Raw genomic sequence first — 19642 nt, 5'->3', positions numbered from 1 at the left:
TACCAGCCTATTCAGCGTAAAAAAAGGGAACACGTCGCGTGTTCCCTTTAAAACTAATCTAATTTTGGATTAACCTGTATTTCGCATACCCGCTGCAATCCCCGTCATGGTGATCATTAAGGCATTATCTATATCGCTTTCATTACCTTTATCATCGCCACGAGAGCGACGTAATAGCTCAACTTGTAACACGTTAAGGGGATCAGTGTATGGATTTCTAAGCCCAATAGACTCTTTGATCCAAGGCTGATCGGCTAATAGACTTTTTTGCGGGCTCAATGATTGCACTAAGGTTATCGCCTCTGCTAATTCCTCACGTAAGGCAACACCTAAAGGTTTATACATGTCTTCCACCAGCGCATTATCGTAGTGCTCACTTAACCAGCTATCCGCTTTACTAAATACCATTTCTAGCATTTCTAAACGAGCTCGAAAGAAAGGCCATTGCAAACTCATTTCGCTTAGGGTTTCAATCCCATATTTTTCAAGCGCTGCTTTAAGTCCGCTTAATGCGCCTAACCATGCAGGTAACATTAAACGATTTTGACTCCACGCAAATATCCACGGAATAGCGCGTAAGCTCTCTACCCCACCATTCGGGTTACGTTTAGCGGGCCTTGAACCTAATGGCAATTTAGATAGCTCCAATTCTGGTGTTGCCATTCTGAAGTAAGGTACAAAGTTTTCATCGTGGCGTACCACATTGCGGTAGTGCTCACACGATACATCACTAATTAATGCCATGACTTCGCGCCATTCATCTTTGGGCTCTGGCGGTGGTAATAAGTTACTTTGCAGCACCGCACCCGCGTATATGTTTAAGCTTTGCAATGCCACATTGGGTAAGCCAAATTTAAAGCGGATCATTTCGCCTTGCTCTGTCACCCTAAGGCCCCCTTTGAGTGAACCCGGTGGCTGCGAATGCAAGGCTTGTGCAGCAGGTGCACCGCCTCGACCAACCGTGCCTCCACGACCATGAAATAAAACCAGCTCAATACCGCGTTCATCCGCCAGTTGCACTAACTTGTCCATTGCCTCATATTGTGCCCAGCCAGCAGCCATCATACCCGCATCTTTGGCTGAGTCTGAATAACCAATCATCACATTTTGAGTATTTTTAATATGACCTCGGTACCACTCATTATTAAGCAATGTAGTAATAACATTATGACCATCGTTTAAGTCATCTAAGGTCTCAAATAAGGGCGCCACGGGTAGTTCAAAACCGCAGCCTGACTCTTTAAGTAATAACTGCACCGCTAAAATATCAGAAGCAGTTCGAGCCATAGAAATAATATATAAACCAAAGGTTTTTGCATCTTGCTGCGCAATAACATCAAAGGTGTCGATCACCTCTTGCACTTCAGGGCTGGGTTGCCAATGCTTAGGAATAAGCGGACGACGAGAGTTAAGCTCAGCAAGTAAAAAAGCCTGCTTATCTTGCTCTTGCCATTGGTTGTAGTCGCCAATACCTAAGTAACGAGTTAGCTCAGAAAATACATCACTGTGTCTCGACGAATCTTGGCGCACGTCTAGTTTTGCCAAACGCAGTCCAAAGCTATTTACTCGGTGAATCATATCCAGTAGTAAGCCATTGGCCACTACTTGCATGTTGCACTTTAATAAAGAGCGATAACATGCCTCAATAGGGTGCTTAATTTGATTAATATCGGTGATTAAATCTTGAGATTCAGTGCGCTTATTTTTAATTTTAGCGCTTAAATGCATCACCGTTTCTGCAACTTGGTTTTTAACATCTTTCAAAACAGCACGGTACGGTTCAAACTCTTGTCCAGCCAATTTAATGAGCTCATCGCTGGCATCCGACATAGAAAGTTCAGCACAGAGCGTTTCTAAATCACGCTGGTATAAATCCAGTGCCATCCAACGGCCATGGTCGAGCACTTGCTTGGTTACTTCGGCGGTTACAAACGGGTTACCATCACGATCTCCCCCCATCCAAGAAGTAAATTCTATCGGGCTGTAATCTGCTGGCAACTCCAAACTTAAATGTTGTTTTACATGCTGGCTAAACTCTCGTAGAAAACGGGGCACCGCTTCCCACAAACTGTTTTCAATGACTGCGTAGCCCCATTTAGCCTCATCGACAGGGCTTGGACGTGAACGACGAATATCGTCAGTATGCCATGCTTGACTAATTAACTGCGCAATACGATTTAAGATTGCTTCGCGTTCTTGCGCTAGATTGTCGGTACGCTCAAGCGATGCTAAACAATCGCTAAGTTCAACATGTTTATTAATAATAGTACGGCGAGTCACCTCGGTTGGGTGTGCTGTTAGTACTAAGTTTATGTGGAGTTTTGAGAGGGTTTCAGCTAAATGATTATGATTAAGCTGACCTTGTTCGGCCTTTGCTGCTAACGTTTTTAATGTTTGAGTGAGAGGGTTTAGTTGGCAAAAACCAACATCATTAAAACGTGATACGGTATGAAACTGCTCAGCAACATTAGCTAAGTTTAAAAAATGATTAAATGAACGGGCAACCGGTAAAAGCTCTTCATCACTAAGCGCATGCAGTACATCTATAAGCGCTTTACGATCAGCTTCATTGCCACTGCGAGATGATTTTGATAAAGCCCGAATTTCTTCTACTTTATCTAAAATATCTTGTCCTTGAGCATCTTTAATAGTTTGTCCTAATAATTGCCCAAGTAAATTTACATTACCTCGCAAGGCGGCATATTGTTCACTCATTTTTAGCTCTCCTTTGTTTCTTTGAGGCCTATTAATATCATTATGTTTACTTATTTAATAGATCCATTTGCAACTGCATGTCGTAAAAAAGCATATGTAAAATAAACACAAAGCGATGACATGATCATTTTTTACGATGGTAATTGCCCCCTTTGCAATGCAGAGATGCAGCATTTAAAACGTGCCGATGTTGATCATAAAATTACACTAGAAGATTTAAATTCTGATGACTTTAGTGAGCGTTTTCCCGCAATCGATAAGCAATACGCCATGAATATACTGCACGCCCAAACTGATAATGGGCAGATAATTTACGGCTTAGACGTGACTTATCAAGCTTGGCGTACTGTTGGCAAATATCCTTGGCTCAAAATTATTCGTTTGCCCGTCATTCGTTTTTTTGCCGACCATGCTTATACTTTCTTTGCAAATTACCGTCATCATATTAGTCGTTTTTTAATGCCTAATGCACAGTGCAACTCAGGTCAATGTAATATCAAAAGCAAAGGTGAAAAATGAAAACAGTGATTTTATTTGGTGCCAGTAGCGCCATTGCCCAATCTTACGTTAATCACTTAAACCAACAAGCAACACAATTTAATATTATTTGTGTCAGCTCATCGAACATTAATCACAGCGATATAAACGTAAACTATTTTCAGAGCGACTATTCAGCGCAAAGCCTAAACGAGCTAACCGAGTCGTTAAAATCCCAGCAAGTAGATATAGCTCAAGTGATTATATTTAATGGTCAATTACACAACGACCAGCACATGCCAGAAAAAAAGCTTGAAGAAATCAACAGTGATTATTTTATGCAGCTTATGCACTCTAATACGCTTGTACCCCTGCTGTGTTTACAAAGTATAGTGCCGCTGCTTAACCACAAAACTCACTGCACAATTACCGCTCTGAGCGCTCGTGTAGGTAGTATTAACGACAATAAATTAGGTGGTTGGTATACCTATCGCGCATCAAAATCAGCACTTAATATGCTATTTAAAACAGCCGCCATTGAGCTTGCTCGTCGCGCTAAAAATACTAAACTGATTTTATTTCACCCAGGTACTACAGATACACAGCTTTCTAAGCCATTTCAGAAAAATGTTCCTGCAGATAAACTGTTTACCCCTGAGTTTGTTGCCCAGCAATTATTTAAATTTACTTACGAAAATCCACAATTAGAACTTAACAACGAACCTGCCTACCTAGATTGGCAAGGAAACACCATAAAATGGTAAGGAATTAACACATGCATTTTTCCAAAGACCGCATAGCCGCGCTTGAAAAGCACACACGTACGCATTTTATAAATTCATTGTCAGGGTTTAAAAGTGCTAACTTAATTGGCACACAGGATGAGCAAGGTAATACCAATTTAGCCATCGTCAGTTCGGTTATTCATTTAGGCGCACACCCACCACTTGTTGGCATGATCATGCGCCCGCACAGCGTACCAAGGCATACATTTGAAAATATTCTAGAAACAGGCGTTTACACTATTAATCAAGTAAATAGTGACATTTACCAGCAAGCGCACCAAACCTCGGCACGTTACGCTAAAGATGAATCTGAGTTTGATGCAACGGGGTTAAAAACAGAATACTTAAATGAGTTTAACGCTCCATTTGTTGCACAAAGTCGACTTAAATACGCGGTAAAATTTGTAGAGAACCAGCATTTAGCTGTTAATGGCACTGAGCTGGTTATTGGTGAAATAATGGATGTGTATGTAGATGAATCAGCACTCCAAAGCGATGGCTTTTTAGACTTACAAGCTATCGACACAGTTGCAGTAACCGGATTAGATAGTTACCACACGACAAATAAGCTCGCTCGCTTACCCTACGCGAAAAAATAGCCCAAGGTTATCAAGTCCTTGGTAATGGAGACTTGATAACTCATCCCCATTTGTTCAATCCCTTGTTCACTAATCGCAATTAATTTGAATTGAACGCATTTAGCCTACACACTATGCAAAATTTTGTAGGAGAAATATATGACCACAGTTGGTATTGGTACACACACACCCGAGCAAGCACTTGCTAGTTTAAGCAATATGACCCACTCAGTAACGCCAATTCAGGCCGATGAGTATTTAGCGCGTATGGCCAAAGCGCAAGCCTATATGCAAGCGCACAACATTGATGCCATTTATTTAAACGCAGGTACCAACTTAACGTATTTCACCGGAATGAAATGGTATGCCAGTGAACGACTTGTTGGCGCTATTTTACCTGCCGTAGGTGATGTGCAATACATTGCTCCACATTTTGAAATTGGCTCTTTAAATGGCTTTAAGGTTATTGATGGCCCAATACACGGCTGGCAAGAGCATGAAAACCCATTTGAGCTATGTGTTAAAGTGCTTAAGCAGCTCAATATTAGCGACACCGCTACCGTTGGTATTGATGAAAGCGCACAGTTTTTTATTTTTGATGGCATCAATAAAGCCAGTTCAGGGTTAAAACTAGTTAACGCACAACCTGTCACTGCACATTGTAGAATGCATAAATCAGCCAATGAATTAGCATTAATGCAATGTGCCATGGATATGACTTTAGCGGTTCATCAGGCTACAGCGAGCATGCTTTATGAAGGTATTAGCACCGTAGAAGTCGAAGAATTTATAAAAAAAGCCCATCAAAAAGTAGGTGCCCCAGGTAATTACTTCTGTATTGTATTGTTTGGCCTTGCCACCTCATTCCCACATGGCGTAAAAGATCCACAAATTTTGAAAAAAGGCGACATGGTGCTTATCGATACTGGATGTAAAGTGCACGATTACCTTTCTGATATTACCCGTACTTACGTATTTGGTGAAGCAACCAGCCGCCAACGCCTATTTTGGGATTTTGAAAAAGCGGCACAATTAGCAGCTTTCAATCAAGCAGCTCTTGGCGAAACCTGTGAATCGGTTGACGAAGCCGCTCGCAGTTATTTAGCAGCTCAAGGCTTAGGCCCTGAATACCAAACACCAGGTTGTCCGCATCGTACGGGCCATGGTATTGGCTTAGACATTCACGAATGGCCATACCTAGTTGGCGGTGACAAAACCCCGCTTGCCACAGGCATGTGTTTTAGTAACGAACCTATGCTGGTTGTTCCAGATGAGTTTGGGGTTAGATTAGAAGATCATTTTTACATGACAGATAACGGTCCACGCTGGTTCACTCAACCTAGTCATAGCATTGACGACCCATTTGGTTTAAACAGCTAACCTGAAAACATTCAATAAAAGAGCAGCACTTTCGTTGCTCTTTTTGTTTAAATATTGATAAGGTAGGCTTTATCCCAATATCCATTGCTATTACAAAGCAATCCTTAAAGGACTCCTATGAAAAACTTTAAAATAGATATCGTTTCAGATGTAATGTGCCCGTGGTGTATTATCGGTTACAAGAACTTAGAAACCGCATTGACCGAGCTAAAAGAAGAAATGAGTGCGGATATTACATGGCACCCTTTTGAGCTTAATCCAGATATGCCACTTGAAGGGCAAGACTTAGACGAGCATTTGCAGCAAAAATACAGCTTAACCGAAGAAGAAAGCGCGCGAAATCGTCAAAACATGGCAGATGCGGGTGAGCGAGCTGGGTTTACCTTTAATTTTGACGGTAAACGCATCATGATCAACAGCTTTGATCTTCACCGCTTGCTAATGTGGGCTCGTGAAGAAGGCAAGCAAACTGAGTTGAAATTGGCGTTTTTTGAAGCACACTTCACCAATTTAAAATATTTAAATCAAGAAGATGCACTACTGGATGTGGTAGAAAGAGTAGGCCTTAACAAAGATACAGCCCGAGATATTTTACACTCAGATAAATACGTACAAGCGGTTCGCGAAGAGCAAAATAACTTTAAGCAAATGGGTATTACTTCAGTGCCTACTTTCATTATAAATGATAAGTATGCGCTTACCGGTGGGCAGCCGAGTGAGTCGTTTATTCAAGCACTTAAGCAAATAAGCGAAGAAGAAGCTAAGCAAGATTAGTTAACAGGCCCTAATGCTTTAGTTTAAATACAGTTCGCTGACTTAAACCAAGCCCGTCCTCAACATCATGGTAAAAATGCGTGTAGAGGGCATCAAGCTCACCTTTTTTTGCTAGCTTTGTTAAACCCTGCTGTAATAAGTCGATAATTGCTTTATTTTTTTCGTTTGCATAAAAGTAATAAAAATTATCGTACTGCAGCATAATATGTGGCTCAACTACAAAGTTGTATTGTGGGCTTTTTTGTATTTCAGCTCTAATCGCAGTTACTGAACGAGGAAAGTAATCGCCAAGTCCTTCATCTAACGCTTTTAACATGCTTTCATAACTCAAATCACCATTAACTGTTAAGCCATTGTTCTTTAATACATAATAATCAGACCAACTTTGCTTTTGTAAGGCTATAAAAGGCTTTAGTTGTTCAAGGGTTTTTATATCTGCAAATTCGCCCAGCCGGCTTTGTTTTATCATCAGTAAACGTTTTGAGTGCAAGCCATTGTATATTGGAAAGGTTGTGTGTACGAGGCTATTTGCTTGCTCTTTTGACATACTTAACCAAGCAAAATTAATAGCCCCATCGTGCTTTAGCTCTTCTAATACTCGTTTGGTATTCATCGGCTCAACACTATAACTAATATTAAGTTTTACATTCATCTGCGCAAAGCTTTTTTCTAATAAGCTCAAAACATAGTGGTTTCTTGGCATATTAGGTGTGCTTGGTTTTCCTATTTTTAGCGTCACAGTTTGCTCGCTGCCACATGCAAAAAAAGACAGGGCAATGAGGATAACACTGCAGCATAAATTAAATAACTTCATAGTCATTCCAAGTTACTTTGCATTTATAAAATGAGGAATAGTAAGTATAGCGGGAACTTAAAATTACGCTTTTAAGTGCGATAAAGTACTTTAATCACATGCCAGCCAAATTTTGTTTTTACTAAATGTGGCTCTAAAATTTCGCCTTTAAACGCAACTTTATCAAACTGCGGTACCATTTGGCCGCGTCTAAACTCACCTAAATCACCGCCCTTTTTGCCCGACGGACAAGACGAATATTTTTTAGCTAAGGTTTGAAACTTTGCACCTTTGCCTAATTGCTTAATGATGTCTTCTGCAATCTCTTTATGTTTTACTAAAATATGCAGTGCGTGCGCTGTATTTGCCATGAAAAAGCCCTTAAAACCTATTTACTAGTAATTAAACGCCGCGATTTTAGCACAGCCTAAGTGATCCAGCACTTGCTAAAAATGTGGTTATAAGTAGTGATCTTCATCTTTTTGTTGAGGAATTCGACAGTACTGGTATTTACCAAATAATGTATAACGGTTTTTAGCCACTTTGTTATAAAGCCAATCAGTCAGCTTTCGTGGTAATAACTTAAATACGCTAATCAACTTCCACGGATACCCTAACTGGCTGAACACTCTAAAAACGGCTTGGCTGCGGGTATATGGCTTTTGTGCTTCTATATAAATCATCGAAGTAAAATCGGTAGTGGAAAAACCAAATTGAGCAAGTAGCGTTTGTCCAGCCGGCGATTGCACGCTGCACAATTTAAATTTAATGCTCGGATCGTGAGCTATAACAAAATTGCACCATGCACTACACAGCTTACATTGCGCATCAAATAAAATAATTTTTTGATTTTGCATTACTGCTGCACTGGTTTTTTTTGTAATTTACGCTGTAGTGTCCGCCTATGCATATTTAGCTGCCTTGCGGTCATTGATACATTACCATTATTACTGTGTAAAACATGTTGAATATGCTCCCACTCTAAACGCTCGGGCGACATAACCCCCTCAGAAATTTCAGTTACTGTCGTACTTGCCACCTCAACTTTAAGTGCTTTTAATAAACTTGCCATATCAACAGGCTTAGTTAAATAGTCATTAGCACCTAAGCGCATCGCCTCTACCGCCGTTGCTATACTTGCAAAGCCAGTCAGCAATACAATATGTGCATGAGTGAGTAAATGCCGCAGCGGTGCAATAAGCGACAGTCCATTCTCATCAGCCAGTTTCATATCTAATAAAATACAATCAGGCTGTTGCTGGCGAGCCTTTAGAAGTGCATCAGTGTGATTATGTGCGATCTCGCAGTTAAAACCGTGCTTAGTTAGCCGCCGTGCCAACGTTGTCGCTAAATTAATATCATCCTCAATAATAAGTAGCTTCATGCTTTTGTCTCTGCTGTTAATAGTGGCATCGTTATCTTTGCAACCGCTCCGCCTTCGGGGTGATTATATACCGTTAACGAGCCATTTAACCGCTCAAATGTCACATTTGATAACATAACTGCGATCCCCATGCCTTGCTCACTCGGCATGAGCTGCCCACCTAACTCCGCTAACTCTGAGGATGAAAAACCAGCACCAAAATCACGAATAATTAACGCAATGTTTTGTGCGTCAGGTTGCTGCCAACTTAGTTCAAGTTGCACTTGGGCGTTTTTTTGATTAGCAAGTACTGCATTTTGTAATAAATTTAAAATTGCAGGTAACAGCATAGCGTCACTTTGTAATGTGGCTTCAGGTGACTCGTTAAGCCAGTTTATTTGTTGATTGGGGTATTGTAATAGTAACGTATCATGAATTTGATTTTGCAGCTGCTCTGCTTTAATTGGTGCTTGAGTGTTTTTATCTCGTAACTGCGTTGAGAGCTTTCTAAAGTCGTTAAGCTGAGTGCGGCATTGCAATAGCGGCGTTTGCATTTGCTGAATAACTTCATTGTTAGGATGCTCTTCTAAAAGCTCTTCAAATAATAATTGTAAATTAGCAATTGGTGTTGCTAATTGATGAGTAATTTGCGCCGCTGCGCCATCAAGTGTTACCAGTTGTTCATTGCGTAACTGTTTTTCTCTAACTTTGGCAATAGTGCGTTCACGCTGTTGCAAAGCGCGGTTCATAGCCCCTATAACTAACGCAATTACGCAAGCACTTATAACAAAATTAACCCACATACCAATAAAATGACCATTCATATTCATTTGGTGCATACTGTGTTCGGGCATTTTAATTAATAATAAGCTATAGGCGGCAATGGCCAATACAGCAATATAGGCAAGCCCTCGAGCGCTTAGTGTGATTGCAGCTATCATAATGGGCAGCAACAATAACGATACAAATGCGTTAGTTGCACCGCCGCTTAAAGACAACAAAATAGTTAAAAAAAGCACATCGGCGGTCAGTTGCATTAACATGCCAATTGGCTTTGCTTGGCTTACATGCCGGTAGGCAAATACACTGGCTAACTGAAAAACCGCCTCAACAGCAATAACCCCTAACAACGGCATAAGTGCAATTTGATGTTCTAGTAAAAAATACACACTGAGTACCGCAATAAGCTGAACAACAATGGCACCACTGCGCAGCATTAATAATCGGCTAATAGCTGGGTCGGTTTTAATTAACACAATAGGGTTCCTGGATACACTGGGTTTTATTATTCATGATTAACATGCTTTTTTTATTGCATCTATTATACACTAAATCGCCTTATATTAGCTGCTGGCTGAGCTGCACTCAAGCATACGTCACGAATGCTTGAGTAAGTATTCAAGGTGATGGACTAGCTTATAAAAAGCACCTAAGCTAAACACTCATTTAATTTACAAAGTAAAAACTTACAATTAACCTTTCACTAAAAATACAACAAACAATTGGTAAAATAGCAGTAATTACAGCTCTATAGCTGCTATAAACTAGAGTTAATAGCTAATTTTTGTTATAACGTATTCATTAGACGAACACGTCATACCACTTTTAAGAGAACACACTATGCCTTACGCACATATCACTGGTTGGGGCAAATGCATTCCACCAGCCAGCATCAGCAACGACGAAATAAGTGAAATTGTAGATACCACCGATGAGTGGATCACCACGCGTACCGGTATCAAAGCCCGTAGAGTTAGCCATGTAAGTACTGCCGAGCTTGCTAGTGTGGCTGCAAAACATGCTATTGCTTGCGCTGGCGTAGATGCAAAAGATATCGATTTAGTTATTTTAGCAACGTGCACCCCCTCAACAGTAGTTGCAAACACTGCCTCATTAGTACAAAAAAATATTGGCGCCACTGGCGCTGCAGCCATGGACACCAATGCAGCATGTTCTGGTTTTTTATATGCTTTACAAGCTGCGACAGCGCAAATTCAAGCCGGTATGATCAAAAAAGCCGTAGTTATTGCCGCTGAGCGCATGACGTGGTACGTAAACTGGGCACGACGCGATAGCGCAGTATTATTTGGTGATGGTGCCGGTGCCGTTGTGCTTGAAGCAGCAGAAACACCTGCAGGCTTATTAGGAACTAAAACCGGCTGTGACAGCGAAGATCGTGATATTTTACACATTACTAATTTTGGCAGTGATTTAAATAAATATGAGCCAATTGGCCCATCAGACCTTTTATTTGAAGGCCGTGAAATATTTAAACGTGCCGTTAAAGGCATGAGTGAAGCCTGTGACGACGTGCTTGAACAAGCCAACCTTAAGTTAGACGATATCGATGTACTAGTTCCGCATCAAGCTAACTTACGCATTATTCAAGCAATTCAAAACCGTTTAAAGGTTGAAGACAGTAAAGTAATGGTTAACATTGGCGAATACGGTAATACCTCTGCTGCAACGATTGCCATTGCGCTGTGTGAGGCCGTTGAGCAAGGTTTAATTAAGCCGCATGCCAATATTATGTCGGCTGCATTTGGAGCAGGCCTAACGTGGGCGGCAAGTTATATCAAATGGGGCGAGCGAGTAACCCCCATTGCTGTTAGCGATGCTAAACTTCCACCGTGTGATAAAACAGGTTTAGAGCTTGTTGCACCAGCTGTAAAAGCGTGTAAAGACGCAGAGCCTAGCTAAAAGCTAACATTACACCAAGCAAATATGTATTGATAAACAGCGCACTGCTTTCAGTGCGCTTTTTTGTTTTTTAAGGAAAATATATGCAACTACTAGGCATTCATCATGTAGCCATCATTTGTAGCAACTACCCACGCTCTAAACATTTTTATAGTGAAATATTAAAACTCACGATTATTAATGAGCATTATCGAGCAGAGCGTCAGTCTTACAAACTCGATTTAGCTTTACCTGATGGCAGTCAGTTAGAATTATTTTCGTTTAACGATGCGCCGAGTAGACCAAGCTACCCCGAAGCACAAGGACTTAGACATTTAGCATTTAAGGTTAGTAGTGTAGAAAACAGTAAAACGTATTTAGAGTCGCATGGAATCGACGTAGAAGAAATAAGAGTGGATGAAACTACCGGCAAAAAATTCACCTTTTTTGCCGATCCAGATGGTTTACCCCTTGAGTTATATGCGCTTTAACATCAAATAACTCAAGGCAAGATATGTTTGATTTAGTTAACCCTAGTTAGGTTAGTTAAATCGATTTTGTAGGTAAGTAAATACTGCACGAATGCCCAGAGCTTCACCACCTGCAGGGCGCCCTGGTAATGCTCGTAAGTTCCATGCCATTACATCAAAATGAACCCATGGTGTGTTTGGCTCTACAAATTCTTTCAAATAAAGCGCAGCGGTTATTGCGCCACCAAATGGCGTACTTGAACAGTTAGTCATATCAGCCACATCGCTTTTCAAAAATGGGGTGTATTGCTCGAATAACGGTAATTGCCAAACAGGGTCGTTAACTTGCATCCCCGAATCCATAATCGCATTAGCGACATCACGTTCCGTTGAGAAAAAGCCTGGCAGCTCTGTCCCTAAAGCAACACGGCACGCACCAGTTAAGGTAGCAAAATCAATAATTAATTCAGGCTCATCGTTTTGTGCTTCGCTCAAAGCATCACACAGAACTAGTCGCCCTTCTGCATCAGTATTATCTATTTCGACCATAATACCTTTACGGGTTTTTATTACATCCCCAGGGCGAAATGCATTACGCGAAACAGCATTTTCAACCGCAGGTACTAAAACACGAAGACGTATTGGTAAGTTAGCAGCCATGATTAATTGAGCCAAGGCAATAACATGCGCAGCCCCACCCATGTCTTTTTTCATGTTACGCATGCCTGAACTTGGTTTTAAATCTAGCCCACCTGAGTCAAAACATACACCTTTACCGACTAATGTAATTTGTGGCGCATCAACCGCCCCCCACTTCAAATCGAGTAAACGCGGTTTGTTTTCACTTGCACGGCCTACCATATGAATAGTTGGATAATTTTGTTCTAATAACTCATCGCCTACCCATTGGGTAAACTCGCCGTCGAATGTATCAGCTAAATCGCTCATTACCTGTGATAAGTGCTGCGGCATCATATCGGCAGCTGGGGTATTAACTAAGTCGCGAGCTAGATTAATTGCATCTGCTTGTTGTTTTACTTGCTCATATAATGTTTTATCGGCAATGCCAAGCTGAGCTTTTGCTGTGGCTTTTTGTTTATACTCACTGAACTCATAACCACCTAACACAAAGCCTAAAGCAAGTTGAGAAACTAAAGACTCATCACCCTGAATTTGATAGCAGCCTTTAGGTAATTTACTTGCAAGCTCGCCAGCAGCCCAAAAATCATCGACTCGTTGCATAATACAAAATACTTGGCTTAATTCACCGGTTTCTGCGTTTGGTATTAACGCAAGTCCTGACTTTTCAAAATCGGTATTTGCAAGCCACTGCTGCACAAAGCTTGGTTGCTGAGTAAGCCAGTCTGTTAATTCATTTTTAACAATAAAAGATAGAGGAATTCCTGAAGAGGTATGACGAAGTAAAGCGCTCATTAATGACTCACATAATAGAAAATGATGTCCTAGCATAACAATAAGCACTATTAAAAGGTATAGCTAATTATGTTCTGCTAGCTTACTTCTTCTTTGAGGGAGTTGAGTCTTGCTGTTGGCTTTGTTGAGCAATCTGTTGATCAATTTCTTTAATAGGCTTATTCATACTAAAAGAACTTGGCAATACATCAACACCCACTAACTGCCCTAGTTTAACAACCAGTGGAATAGTTAATGGTGCAAACGGTAATAACGCAAAAACGCCTAGTCCTAATCCTTTTAATATATCTACAAACTGCTCGTTGGCGCGTTTTAGTTCTGCTTTGTTTGTTTGCCCTTGGGTATAACGCCTATAAGTTATTAGCATTTCTTTGGTTTCTTGCTTTTCCTGAGCAAGGGCTATTTTAAGCGCGACCATAGCACGACGAAAGCGTAGTTGTTGTCGCTTTTTACTTATTTTAGCAACCCGCCAGGGTGCACGATGAATGACTTTATATAATCGCATAGCCTGTATTCTCACACAGCGTTCTAAGTTCACAAAGAATAATTTACACGCTTTATTCAATCATTTATTCTAAGCGTCCTTTTTTCCACTTTTGTAATAAAAAAATGCAAAAAAACATCCCTAGTACTAAACCCGAAAGACCAAAATCTGATGAGTGCTGTGGCGGCGGCAGTTGCTGCCCTTGCGTGTGGGATGAATATAAAGAAAAGCTGGCTGCGTGGAAAAAACACCATGGTGAAAATATCAACAGTAAGTCAATTTAATTCAATAATAGAAAATAACTAAAATAGCTTATTTAGTTAGTAATTATGTATCAATGTCTGTTTTTACCCCCTTTTCTCGCCCTAGTTGTGATTAACTCTGCGTTATTTTTAGATAAACCATTTGTTTCCACTTGTTAAATAGTAGTTAATTAGCCATTGCCCTCTTTAGTTTTTTTATCTATAGTCTATTTCGAGGACTCACAGGAGGTGCGCTTAATTAATTAAGCTTTTAGGAGTGAGTTAGCTATATTTGCTCCCCATTGAATGTGAAATGTCCACAAAAATAAGTCAGTAAATAGACTATACAAATCAATTCTAACTGGGGATATTTAGAATGAAATTAAAAAGCAATGCGCTTCAACAGGCGATCAAATTTGCTCTAGCAACAACAGCCGCAGGCTTGTTTGTTTCTGGTTCAGCAATGGCTCAAAAAGAGCAAACCGAAGTTAAAGTAAACAAAAACGTAGAAAAAATTGCCGTAGTTGGTACCCGCTCTGCGCCTCGCTCTATTGGTGACTCACCTGTTCCTATCGACATTATCGGTGGCGAAGAGCTTAGCAAGTCAGGCAACACAGATATGCTAGAGCTGTTAAAAGGGGCTATTCCTTCTTTAAACGTTCACTCAATGCCAATCAGTGATGCCGCTTCATTAGTACGCCCTGCAAACTTGCGCGGACTTCCTTCTGATAGCACACTAATTTTACTTAACGGTAAACGTCGTCATCGTGCCTCTGTTATTGCCTTTTTAGGTGGTGGTATTAATGATGGTGCTCAAGGTGCCGACATTTCAGTTATTCCAAGTATTGCACTGAAGCAAGTAGAAGTACTTCGCGATGGTGCTGCTGCACAATATGGTTCTGATGCGATTGCTGGGGTTTTAAACTTCCAACTTAAAGATGCCTCAGAAGGCGGGTCATTCGAAGTTCGTAAAGGCCAATATTACGAAGGCGATGGTGATACAACCCAAATTTCAGGTAATGTGGGCTTACCATTTACCGATAGCGGTTTTGCAAATTTAAGTTTTCAGTACAAAACAGCCGATGCGACCAGCCGTTCTGTACAAAGAGCCGATGCCACAGCACTTGATGCTGCAGGCGTTCCAGACATTGCCCCAATCACCCAAGTATGGGGTGCACCTGAGGTAGATGACGACATCTCTATCTTTGGTAATGTTGGTTTAGAGCTAACTAACGACTCTCAATTTTATATGTTTGGTAACTACTCAGAGCGTGATGTACGCGGTGGTTTTTATTACCGTAACCCGCATACTCGCCCTGGTGCATACTCAAACGATGGTGGCGAAACACTTCTTGTTGGTGACTTAACCGGTGATATGAGCGGTAACTGTCCAACCATTATGATTGATGACAACGTTCTTGATAACCCTGACTACATTAATGGTGTAGCAAACAACCCTGATTGTTTCGCATTTAACGAAATGCTTCCGGGCGGTTTTACACCAAACTTTGGTGGTAATATCACAGATACGTCACTCACTATTGGTACTAAAGGTGAGTTTACTGGTGGCTTTTTAGAAGGCGCTTACTATGATCTAAGCGGTACTGTAGGTTACAACGAATCTCGCTACTTTATATACGACACAATCAATGCTTCATTGGGTCCAGATACTCCGCGTGATTTTAGCCCAGGTAAATATGAACAATTAGAGAAAAACTTTAATTTTGATATTTCAAAGGGTTTTGACTTTGACTTAGCTTACGATGTAAACATTGCCGGTGGTTTAGAGTGGCATGAAGAAACCTTTACCGTAGTAGCAGGCGATGAAGCTTCGTTTATTGCCGGCCCATTAACTGATCAAGGTTTTGGTATTGGTTCTAACGGTTTCCCTGGATTTAAACCATCAGATGCAGGCGAATACGACCGTCGCAACTATGCAGCTTACATTGATATTGAAGCGCCATTTACTGAAGAGTTCTTAATGGGCTTAGCGCTTCGCTACGAAGATTACGATACCTTTGGTTCAACCACTAACTATAAGTTAATGGGTCAATACCACCTTACTGAAGATCTAAACGTTCGAGGCTCAATTAGCACTGGTTTCCGTGCGCCTACCGTAGGCCAAGCAAATGTTAGTAACGTACAAACTAACTTAAGCAGTGGTGTACTGGTAGATTCAGCATTGTTACCACCTACAAACCCAATTGCTATTCAACTAGGTGGTACTGAACTTGAGCCTGAAGAATCGCAAAGCTACACCTTTGGTGCGGTATACACCATTGGCGATTTATTCTTAACAGTTGATTACTACAACATCCAAGTAGATGATCGTATTAGTCAGTCAGATAAAATCGAACTTAGCCAAGCAGATAAAGACACGCTCGAAGCTGCTGGTGTACCTAACGTACAAAACTTAGCGCAAGTTAGTTTCTTTACCAATGACTTTGATACCACTACTCAAGGTGTTGACTTAGTTGCTAACTACTCGGCTGAGTTGTTCAGTGGTAGCTCTACATTTAGCTTAGCTTACAACTGGAATGAAACAGAAGTAACACGCTCAAGTGATATTACCGGTGCATTTAAAGTAAGTCGTCTTGAAAATGACTTACCTAATCACCGTGCAACACTGAGCTGGGCACAACAATGGGAAAGCTTTTCAGCATTTTCTCGCCTTAACTACTTTGGTGAGTACCAAGGCGTTCACGTAGATTATGATGAAACGGCTAAAATGGCTGATGCAGCAGTCACATTAGATGTTGAAGTAACTTACTTCATGAATGACTCAATTAGTTTCTCAGTCGGTGCACAAAACCTACTGGATCAAGAAGCAGAGAAACTTGATTTCGCCGTAGCACCAAATAACAACTGGGGTGGTAAGTACTACGAAACATCTCCATACGGAATTAATGGTGGCTTTTACTACGCTAAAGCAACCTATACTTTCTAAAATGTGTTAATGATAATCAAAGGCGAAATGTGTAAAGCATTTCGCCTTTTTATTACCCTCTATAAACCCATTTAAAATGACTTTTACACTCGCATTTTTTGTGGCTTTGGGGTTATAGTAAATAAAAAGAATATTAGTTGTATTATGCTACTAAAAAAAGCGAATGAGTTATTGTCACAAAACAAGCTTAGAGAAGCTGAGTTTCATTACAAAACGCTATTACAAGCAGAGCCTGACAATGGTGACGCCCTGTTTGGCCTTGGTAAAGTAGCACTGCGTTTGGAACAATTTGATGCCGCTGTGTATATACTACAACGAGCGTGTCAGCACCTCCCTTATGTATTAGAACCTTTGTATGCATTAAGTGATGCATTTAATGCGGTCAACTCCCCTGAGGACGCGCAAAAAGTACTCGAGTACGCAACAAGCATTGCCGCAGACAACCCAGACACCCACTATTATTTAGCTCAGCATTATTTAAATTTTGGCGAGCTTGATAAAGCGCAGGTCACATTAGAGGAGGCATTAAAGCTTGGAATAGCACCGGTTACGGCTTATGTTTTATTTGAATTGGTACAATTAGGGCGTTTTAATAAAGCAAATAATTACATCGATCAGTTACACCATTTTTTAACGCAAACAAATAACCTACGCTTAAAAATGGTCTGCTACTATGCTTTAGCTAAAAGTTACGACAAGTTAGACGATACTGATCAAGCGTTTAACTATTTTGTGATTGCCAATCAGCAACAACACAAACTCAGTGAATTTAATACTGAAGATTTAATTGGCTTTTATGATCAACTTATTGAATATAACAATGAAAGTGTGCTCAATTTAGCAAACCTAAATAAGCAGTACCCTGTTACGCCCGTGTTTATTATTGGCATGCCACGAAGCGGCTCAACTCTACTCGAACAAATGTTAGCAGGGCACAGTCAATGGGCAACGCTTGGAGAAGACTTCAGTATTAGTAATAAGGTAGTCGCCTTTTTAGAACATAAAACAGGGTTACGCTACCCTCAATGCTTAACTAAGCTAACAACGCCTTTAATTAACCAAGCCAGAGCTATTTATTTAGATACGTTAAGCTCTTTTGAGGGCAATTGCGCATTTGTGATCAATAAACTGCCTAGCAACTACCAAAACTTAGGGTTAATTTATATTTTATTCCCAGATGCTAAGTTTATAAACCTGACCCGCAACTTTCATGCAACCGCATTTTCAGTGTTTACTAATTACTTTGCTGAAAACGAACCCTATTTTTGTGATTTAAATGAATTTGCTTTGTATCATCAGCTTTATGAAAAGCTAATGAGCCATTGGCAGCAATTTAACCGCTTAGCTATTTATAATTTAAGTTACGAGCAGTTAATTGAAAATCCTAAAGATCAATTAACCGCACTATTAAGTTTTACTGGCTGCGAATTTGAACAGACTTGTTTGGACTTTTACAAAAACAAAAGCGCCGTTACAACGCTCAGTAAACATGCCATCAGGCAACCTGTAAATAACAAAAGCCTTGATAAGTGGCAGCGTTATGAAGCCCCTTTACTTAGTTTGCTCTCGTTGCCTCAAACCAATTAAGCACATCCATAAACTGTTCTTGGCGTGCCTGAGGGTGAGTAAGCATATTAATATGGTCGTAATCTACTTTGTGCCCAAAGCGGCGGCCATATATTTGCATTTTTTGCACCCCAGTACCCGACTCATCAATAAACTTTTGAATATCGATAGGCTGTGCCAATGCTTTATCTTTTACTGCCGCAATATGCAACGTTGGAGGAAGCGTGAGAGTTGCTAATGTTTTAGCGTAATCAAACCCGTCATCACTGTCTATCCACGGGTTTTGTTTCGCCCACTGCATACTTTGATAGTGCGACTTTTGAGTTTCATCATCACTGCCCCACTTTAAGCGTTTTGCCGGTAAATAACCGTGTTTTTTCGCTAAAATTGGTGCCATAAAATACCAAATCAAATTGGCCTGAAATAACTTTTTAGGGTGGTTATTAAATAGCGAACGCTTTGAACCAAAATAGGCACACGCTTTTACATCGTTTATCAGCTCAGGAAAGCGAGCAAACACACTATTAAGCAACACCCCACCCCAAGAATGAGCAACTAAAAAGTCAGGTTTTTTACTCTCTAACTGTTCAATTTTCTCAATAAATGCCGGAATATCCTCAACAATCGCCTCAGTTTGTCCATACCGTGCTTGCTTACAAATAGCTGGCTTACTTTCACCACGCCCGCGTAAATCAGCTACGTAGCAACAATACCCTTGTTCAGCTAAAAAAGGCGCTAACCCTTTATTACTATGAGTGTAAAATATTTTGCCATTTTCTACCGCACCATGAATTAATAACACCACAGGCCCACTTTGCTGCTGGTTGGCGATACGGCGCAAATGCAGTGTTTGATGCTCACCTAATTTAATAAAAACAGACTCTTGAGTAACTGCCAAAGCGAATTCCTTATAATTGCTAACAACTCATCCTACCAGTAATGACTGGTAAGCCAA

General features: G+C 40.6%; 19 protein-coding genes. 10 read left to right on the top strand and 9 right to left on the bottom strand.

What is annotated here, in order from left to right; genetic code table 11:
- Positions 1 to 69: 69 nt before the first annotated feature.
- The gene (gene ppc, locus CWB75_RS06620; RefSeq protein ID WP_054201267.1) at positions 70 to 2715 is read right to left on the bottom strand and encodes a phosphoenolpyruvate carboxylase; all 2646 of its coding nucleotides are present in this window, start codon (positions 2713 to 2715) and stop codon (positions 70 to 72) included.
- Between the two features lie 120 nt (positions 2716 to 2835).
- On the opposite strand from ppc, the gene CWB75_RS06615 reads away from it, so the two are divergent.
- The 5 genes from CWB75_RS06615 to CWB75_RS06595 all read left to right on the top strand — a co-directional run bounded on the left by CWB75_RS06615 (position 2836) and on the right by CWB75_RS06595 (position 6709).
- The gene (locus CWB75_RS06615; protein WP_138570202.1) at positions 2836 to 3234 is read left to right on the top strand and encodes a thiol-disulfide oxidoreductase DCC family protein; all 399 of its coding nucleotides are present in this window, start codon (positions 2836 to 2838) and stop codon (positions 3232 to 3234) included.
- Positions 3231 to 3956 (top strand): SDR family NAD(P)-dependent oxidoreductase, encoded by a 726-nt coding sequence (locus CWB75_RS06610; RefSeq protein ID WP_138570201.1) that lies wholly within the window; start codon positions 3231 to 3233, stop codon positions 3954 to 3956. The genes CWB75_RS06615 and CWB75_RS06610 overlap by 4 nt, the downstream gene beginning before the upstream one ends.
- A gap of 11 nt (positions 3957 to 3967) precedes the next feature.
- The gene (locus CWB75_RS06605) at positions 3968 to 4576 is read left to right on the top strand and encodes a flavin reductase family protein (protein ID WP_138570200.1); all 609 of its coding nucleotides are present in this window, start codon (positions 3968 to 3970) and stop codon (positions 4574 to 4576) included.
- 138 nt (positions 4577 to 4714) lie between these two features.
- A complete protein-coding gene (locus tag CWB75_RS06600) occupies positions 4715 to 5935 on the top strand; it encodes a M24 family metallopeptidase (RefSeq protein WP_138570199.1) in 1221 nt (406 codons plus the stop codon).
- A gap of 117 nt (positions 5936 to 6052) precedes the next feature.
- Positions 6053 to 6709 (top strand): DsbA family oxidoreductase, encoded by a 657-nt coding sequence (locus tag CWB75_RS06595; protein WP_138570198.1) that lies wholly within the window; start codon positions 6053 to 6055, stop codon positions 6707 to 6709.
- 10 nt (positions 6710 to 6719) lie between these two features.
- Here CWB75_RS06595 and CWB75_RS06590 read toward each other — a convergent pair whose 3' ends face one another.
- From CWB75_RS06590 to CWB75_RS06570, 5 genes are all read right to left on the bottom strand, one after another.
- A complete protein-coding gene (locus tag CWB75_RS06590) occupies positions 6720 to 7523 on the bottom strand; it encodes a transporter substrate-binding domain-containing protein (protein WP_138570197.1) in 804 nt (267 codons plus the stop codon).
- A 71-nt stretch (positions 7524 to 7594) separates the two neighbouring features.
- The gene (locus CWB75_RS06585; protein WP_138570196.1) at positions 7595 to 7873 is read right to left on the bottom strand and encodes a peptidylprolyl isomerase; all 279 of its coding nucleotides are present in this window, start codon (positions 7871 to 7873) and stop codon (positions 7595 to 7597) included.
- 87 nt (positions 7874 to 7960) lie between these two features.
- Positions 7961 to 8359: a thiol-disulfide oxidoreductase DCC family protein gene (locus CWB75_RS06580; protein WP_138570195.1), complete on the bottom strand. Its 399-nt coding sequence runs from the start codon at positions 8357 to 8359 to the stop codon at positions 7961 to 7963.
- Positions 8359 to 8886 carry a response regulator transcription factor gene (locus CWB75_RS06575; RefSeq protein WP_138570194.1) on the bottom strand — a complete coding sequence of 176 codons (528 nt, stop codon included), beginning with the start codon at positions 8884 to 8886 and terminating at the stop codon, positions 8359 to 8361. The genes CWB75_RS06580 and CWB75_RS06575 overlap by 1 nt, the downstream gene beginning before the upstream one ends.
- Positions 8883 to 10121: a sensor histidine kinase gene (locus CWB75_RS06570; RefSeq protein ID WP_138570193.1), complete on the bottom strand. Its 1239-nt coding sequence runs from the start codon at positions 10119 to 10121 to the stop codon at positions 8883 to 8885. Before CWB75_RS06570 ends, CWB75_RS06575 begins: the two co-directional genes overlap by 4 nt.
- Positions 10122 to 10485: 364 nt before the next feature.
- Here CWB75_RS06570 and CWB75_RS06565 point away from each other — a divergent pair, with 364 nt between their 5' ends.
- Positions 10486 to 11565, top strand: a complete 1080-nt coding sequence (locus tag CWB75_RS06565) for a ketoacyl-ACP synthase III (RefSeq protein ID WP_010389122.1) — start codon at positions 10486 to 10488, stop codon at positions 11563 to 11565.
- An 83-nt stretch (positions 11566 to 11648) separates the two neighbouring features.
- Entirely contained in the window at positions 11649 to 12035 is a 387-nt protein-coding gene (gene gloA2 / locus CWB75_RS06560) for an SMU1112c/YaeR family gloxylase I-like metalloprotein (protein WP_138570192.1), read from the top strand.
- 51 nt (positions 12036 to 12086) lie between these two features.
- Here the strand turns inward: gloA2 and CWB75_RS06555 are convergent, their stop codons facing one another.
- On the bottom strand, positions 12087 to 13448 hold the full coding sequence (locus CWB75_RS06555) for a leucyl aminopeptidase family protein (RefSeq protein WP_054201279.1): 1362 nt from the start codon (positions 13446 to 13448) through the stop codon (positions 12087 to 12089).
- Between the two features lie 82 nt (positions 13449 to 13530).
- A complete protein-coding gene (locus tag CWB75_RS06550) occupies positions 13531 to 13953 on the bottom strand; it encodes a hypothetical protein (protein ID WP_010389125.1) in 423 nt (140 codons plus the stop codon).
- A 104-nt stretch (positions 13954 to 14057) separates the two neighbouring features.
- Here CWB75_RS06550 and CWB75_RS06545 point away from each other — a divergent pair, with 104 nt between their 5' ends.
- The 3 genes from CWB75_RS06545 to CWB75_RS06535 all read left to right on the top strand — a co-directional run bounded on the left by CWB75_RS06545 (position 14058) and on the right by CWB75_RS06535 (position 18708).
- Positions 14058 to 14216, top strand: coding sequence for an oxidoreductase-like domain-containing protein (locus CWB75_RS06545; protein WP_010389126.1), 159 nt, complete (start codon positions 14058 to 14060; stop codon positions 14214 to 14216).
- Positions 14217 to 14550: 334 nt separating this feature from the next.
- Positions 14551 to 17121, top strand: coding sequence for a TonB-dependent receptor plug domain-containing protein (locus CWB75_RS06540; protein WP_138570191.1), 2571 nt, complete (start codon positions 14551 to 14553; stop codon positions 17119 to 17121).
- A gap of 144 nt (positions 17122 to 17265) precedes the next feature.
- Entirely contained in the window at positions 17266 to 18708 is a 1443-nt protein-coding gene (locus CWB75_RS06535; protein ID WP_138570190.1) for a tetratricopeptide repeat-containing sulfotransferase family protein, read from the top strand.
- On the opposite strand, the gene CWB75_RS06530 is transcribed toward CWB75_RS06535, so the two are convergent.
- Complete coding sequence (locus tag CWB75_RS06530; protein ID WP_138570189.1) at positions 18677 to 19585, bottom strand: alpha/beta fold hydrolase; 909 nt, start codon at positions 19583 to 19585, stop codon at positions 18677 to 18679. The genes CWB75_RS06535 and CWB75_RS06530 overlap by 32 nt on opposite strands.
- Positions 19586 to 19642: the final 57 nt, after the last annotated feature.

The organism is Pseudoalteromonas sp. S1608 (assembly GCF_005887265.1).
GTDB classification, from domain to species: domain Bacteria; phylum Pseudomonadota; class Gammaproteobacteria; order Enterobacterales; family Alteromonadaceae; genus Pseudoalteromonas; species Pseudoalteromonas undina.
The sequence above is the reverse complement of the archived record's forward strand: the minus strand, read 5'-3'. Positions and strand labels throughout refer to the sequence as shown.

Bases quoted from the DNA above. Each gene is read 5' to 3' on its own strand.
- ppc (WP_054201267.1), bottom strand. From the start codon at position 2,715: ATGAGTGAACAATATGCCGCCTTGCGAGGTAATGTAAATTTACTTGGG.
- CWB75_RS06615 (WP_138570202.1), top strand. From the start codon at position 2,836: ATGATCATTTTTTACGATGGTAATTGCCCCCTTTGCAATGCAGAGATG.
- CWB75_RS06610 (WP_138570201.1), top strand. From the start codon at position 3,231: ATGAAAACAGTGATTTTATTTGGTGCCAGTAGCGCCATTGCCCAATCT.
- CWB75_RS06605 (WP_138570200.1), top strand. From the start codon at position 3,968: ATGCATTTTTCCAAAGACCGCATAGCCGCGCTTGAAAAGCACACACGT.
- CWB75_RS06600 (WP_138570199.1), top strand. From the start codon at position 4,715: ATGACCACAGTTGGTATTGGTACACACACACCCGAGCAAGCACTTGCT.
- CWB75_RS06595 (WP_138570198.1), top strand. From the start codon at position 6,053: ATGAAAAACTTTAAAATAGATATCGTTTCAGATGTAATGTGCCCGTGG.
- CWB75_RS06590 (WP_138570197.1), bottom strand. From the start codon at position 7,523: ATGAAGTTATTTAATTTATGCTGCAGTGTTATCCTCATTGCCCTGTCT.
- CWB75_RS06585 (WP_138570196.1), bottom strand. From the start codon at position 7,873: ATGGCAAATACAGCGCACGCACTGCATATTTTAGTAAAACATAAAGAG.
- CWB75_RS06580 (WP_138570195.1), bottom strand. From the start codon at position 8,359: ATGCAAAATCAAAAAATTATTTTATTTGATGCGCAATGTAAGCTGTGT.
- CWB75_RS06575 (WP_138570194.1), bottom strand. From the start codon at position 8,886: ATGAAGCTACTTATTATTGAGGATGATATTAATTTAGCGACAACGTTG.
- CWB75_RS06565 (WP_010389122.1), top strand. From the start codon at position 10,486: ATGCCTTACGCACATATCACTGGTTGGGGCAAATGCATTCCACCAGCC.
- gloA2 (WP_138570192.1), top strand. From the start codon at position 11,649: ATGCAACTACTAGGCATTCATCATGTAGCCATCATTTGTAGCAACTAC.
- CWB75_RS06555 (WP_054201279.1), bottom strand. From the start codon at position 13,448: ATGAGCGCTTTACTTCGTCATACCTCTTCAGGAATTCCTCTATCTTTT.
- CWB75_RS06550 (WP_010389125.1), bottom strand. From the start codon at position 13,953: ATGCGATTATATAAAGTCATTCATCGTGCACCCTGGCGGGTTGCTAAA.
- CWB75_RS06545 (WP_010389126.1), top strand. From the start codon at position 14,058: ATGCAAAAAAACATCCCTAGTACTAAACCCGAAAGACCAAAATCTGAT.
- CWB75_RS06540 (WP_138570191.1), top strand. From the start codon at position 14,551: ATGAAATTAAAAAGCAATGCGCTTCAACAGGCGATCAAATTTGCTCTA.
- CWB75_RS06535 (WP_138570190.1), top strand. From the start codon at position 17,266: ATGCTACTAAAAAAAGCGAATGAGTTATTGTCACAAAACAAGCTTAGA.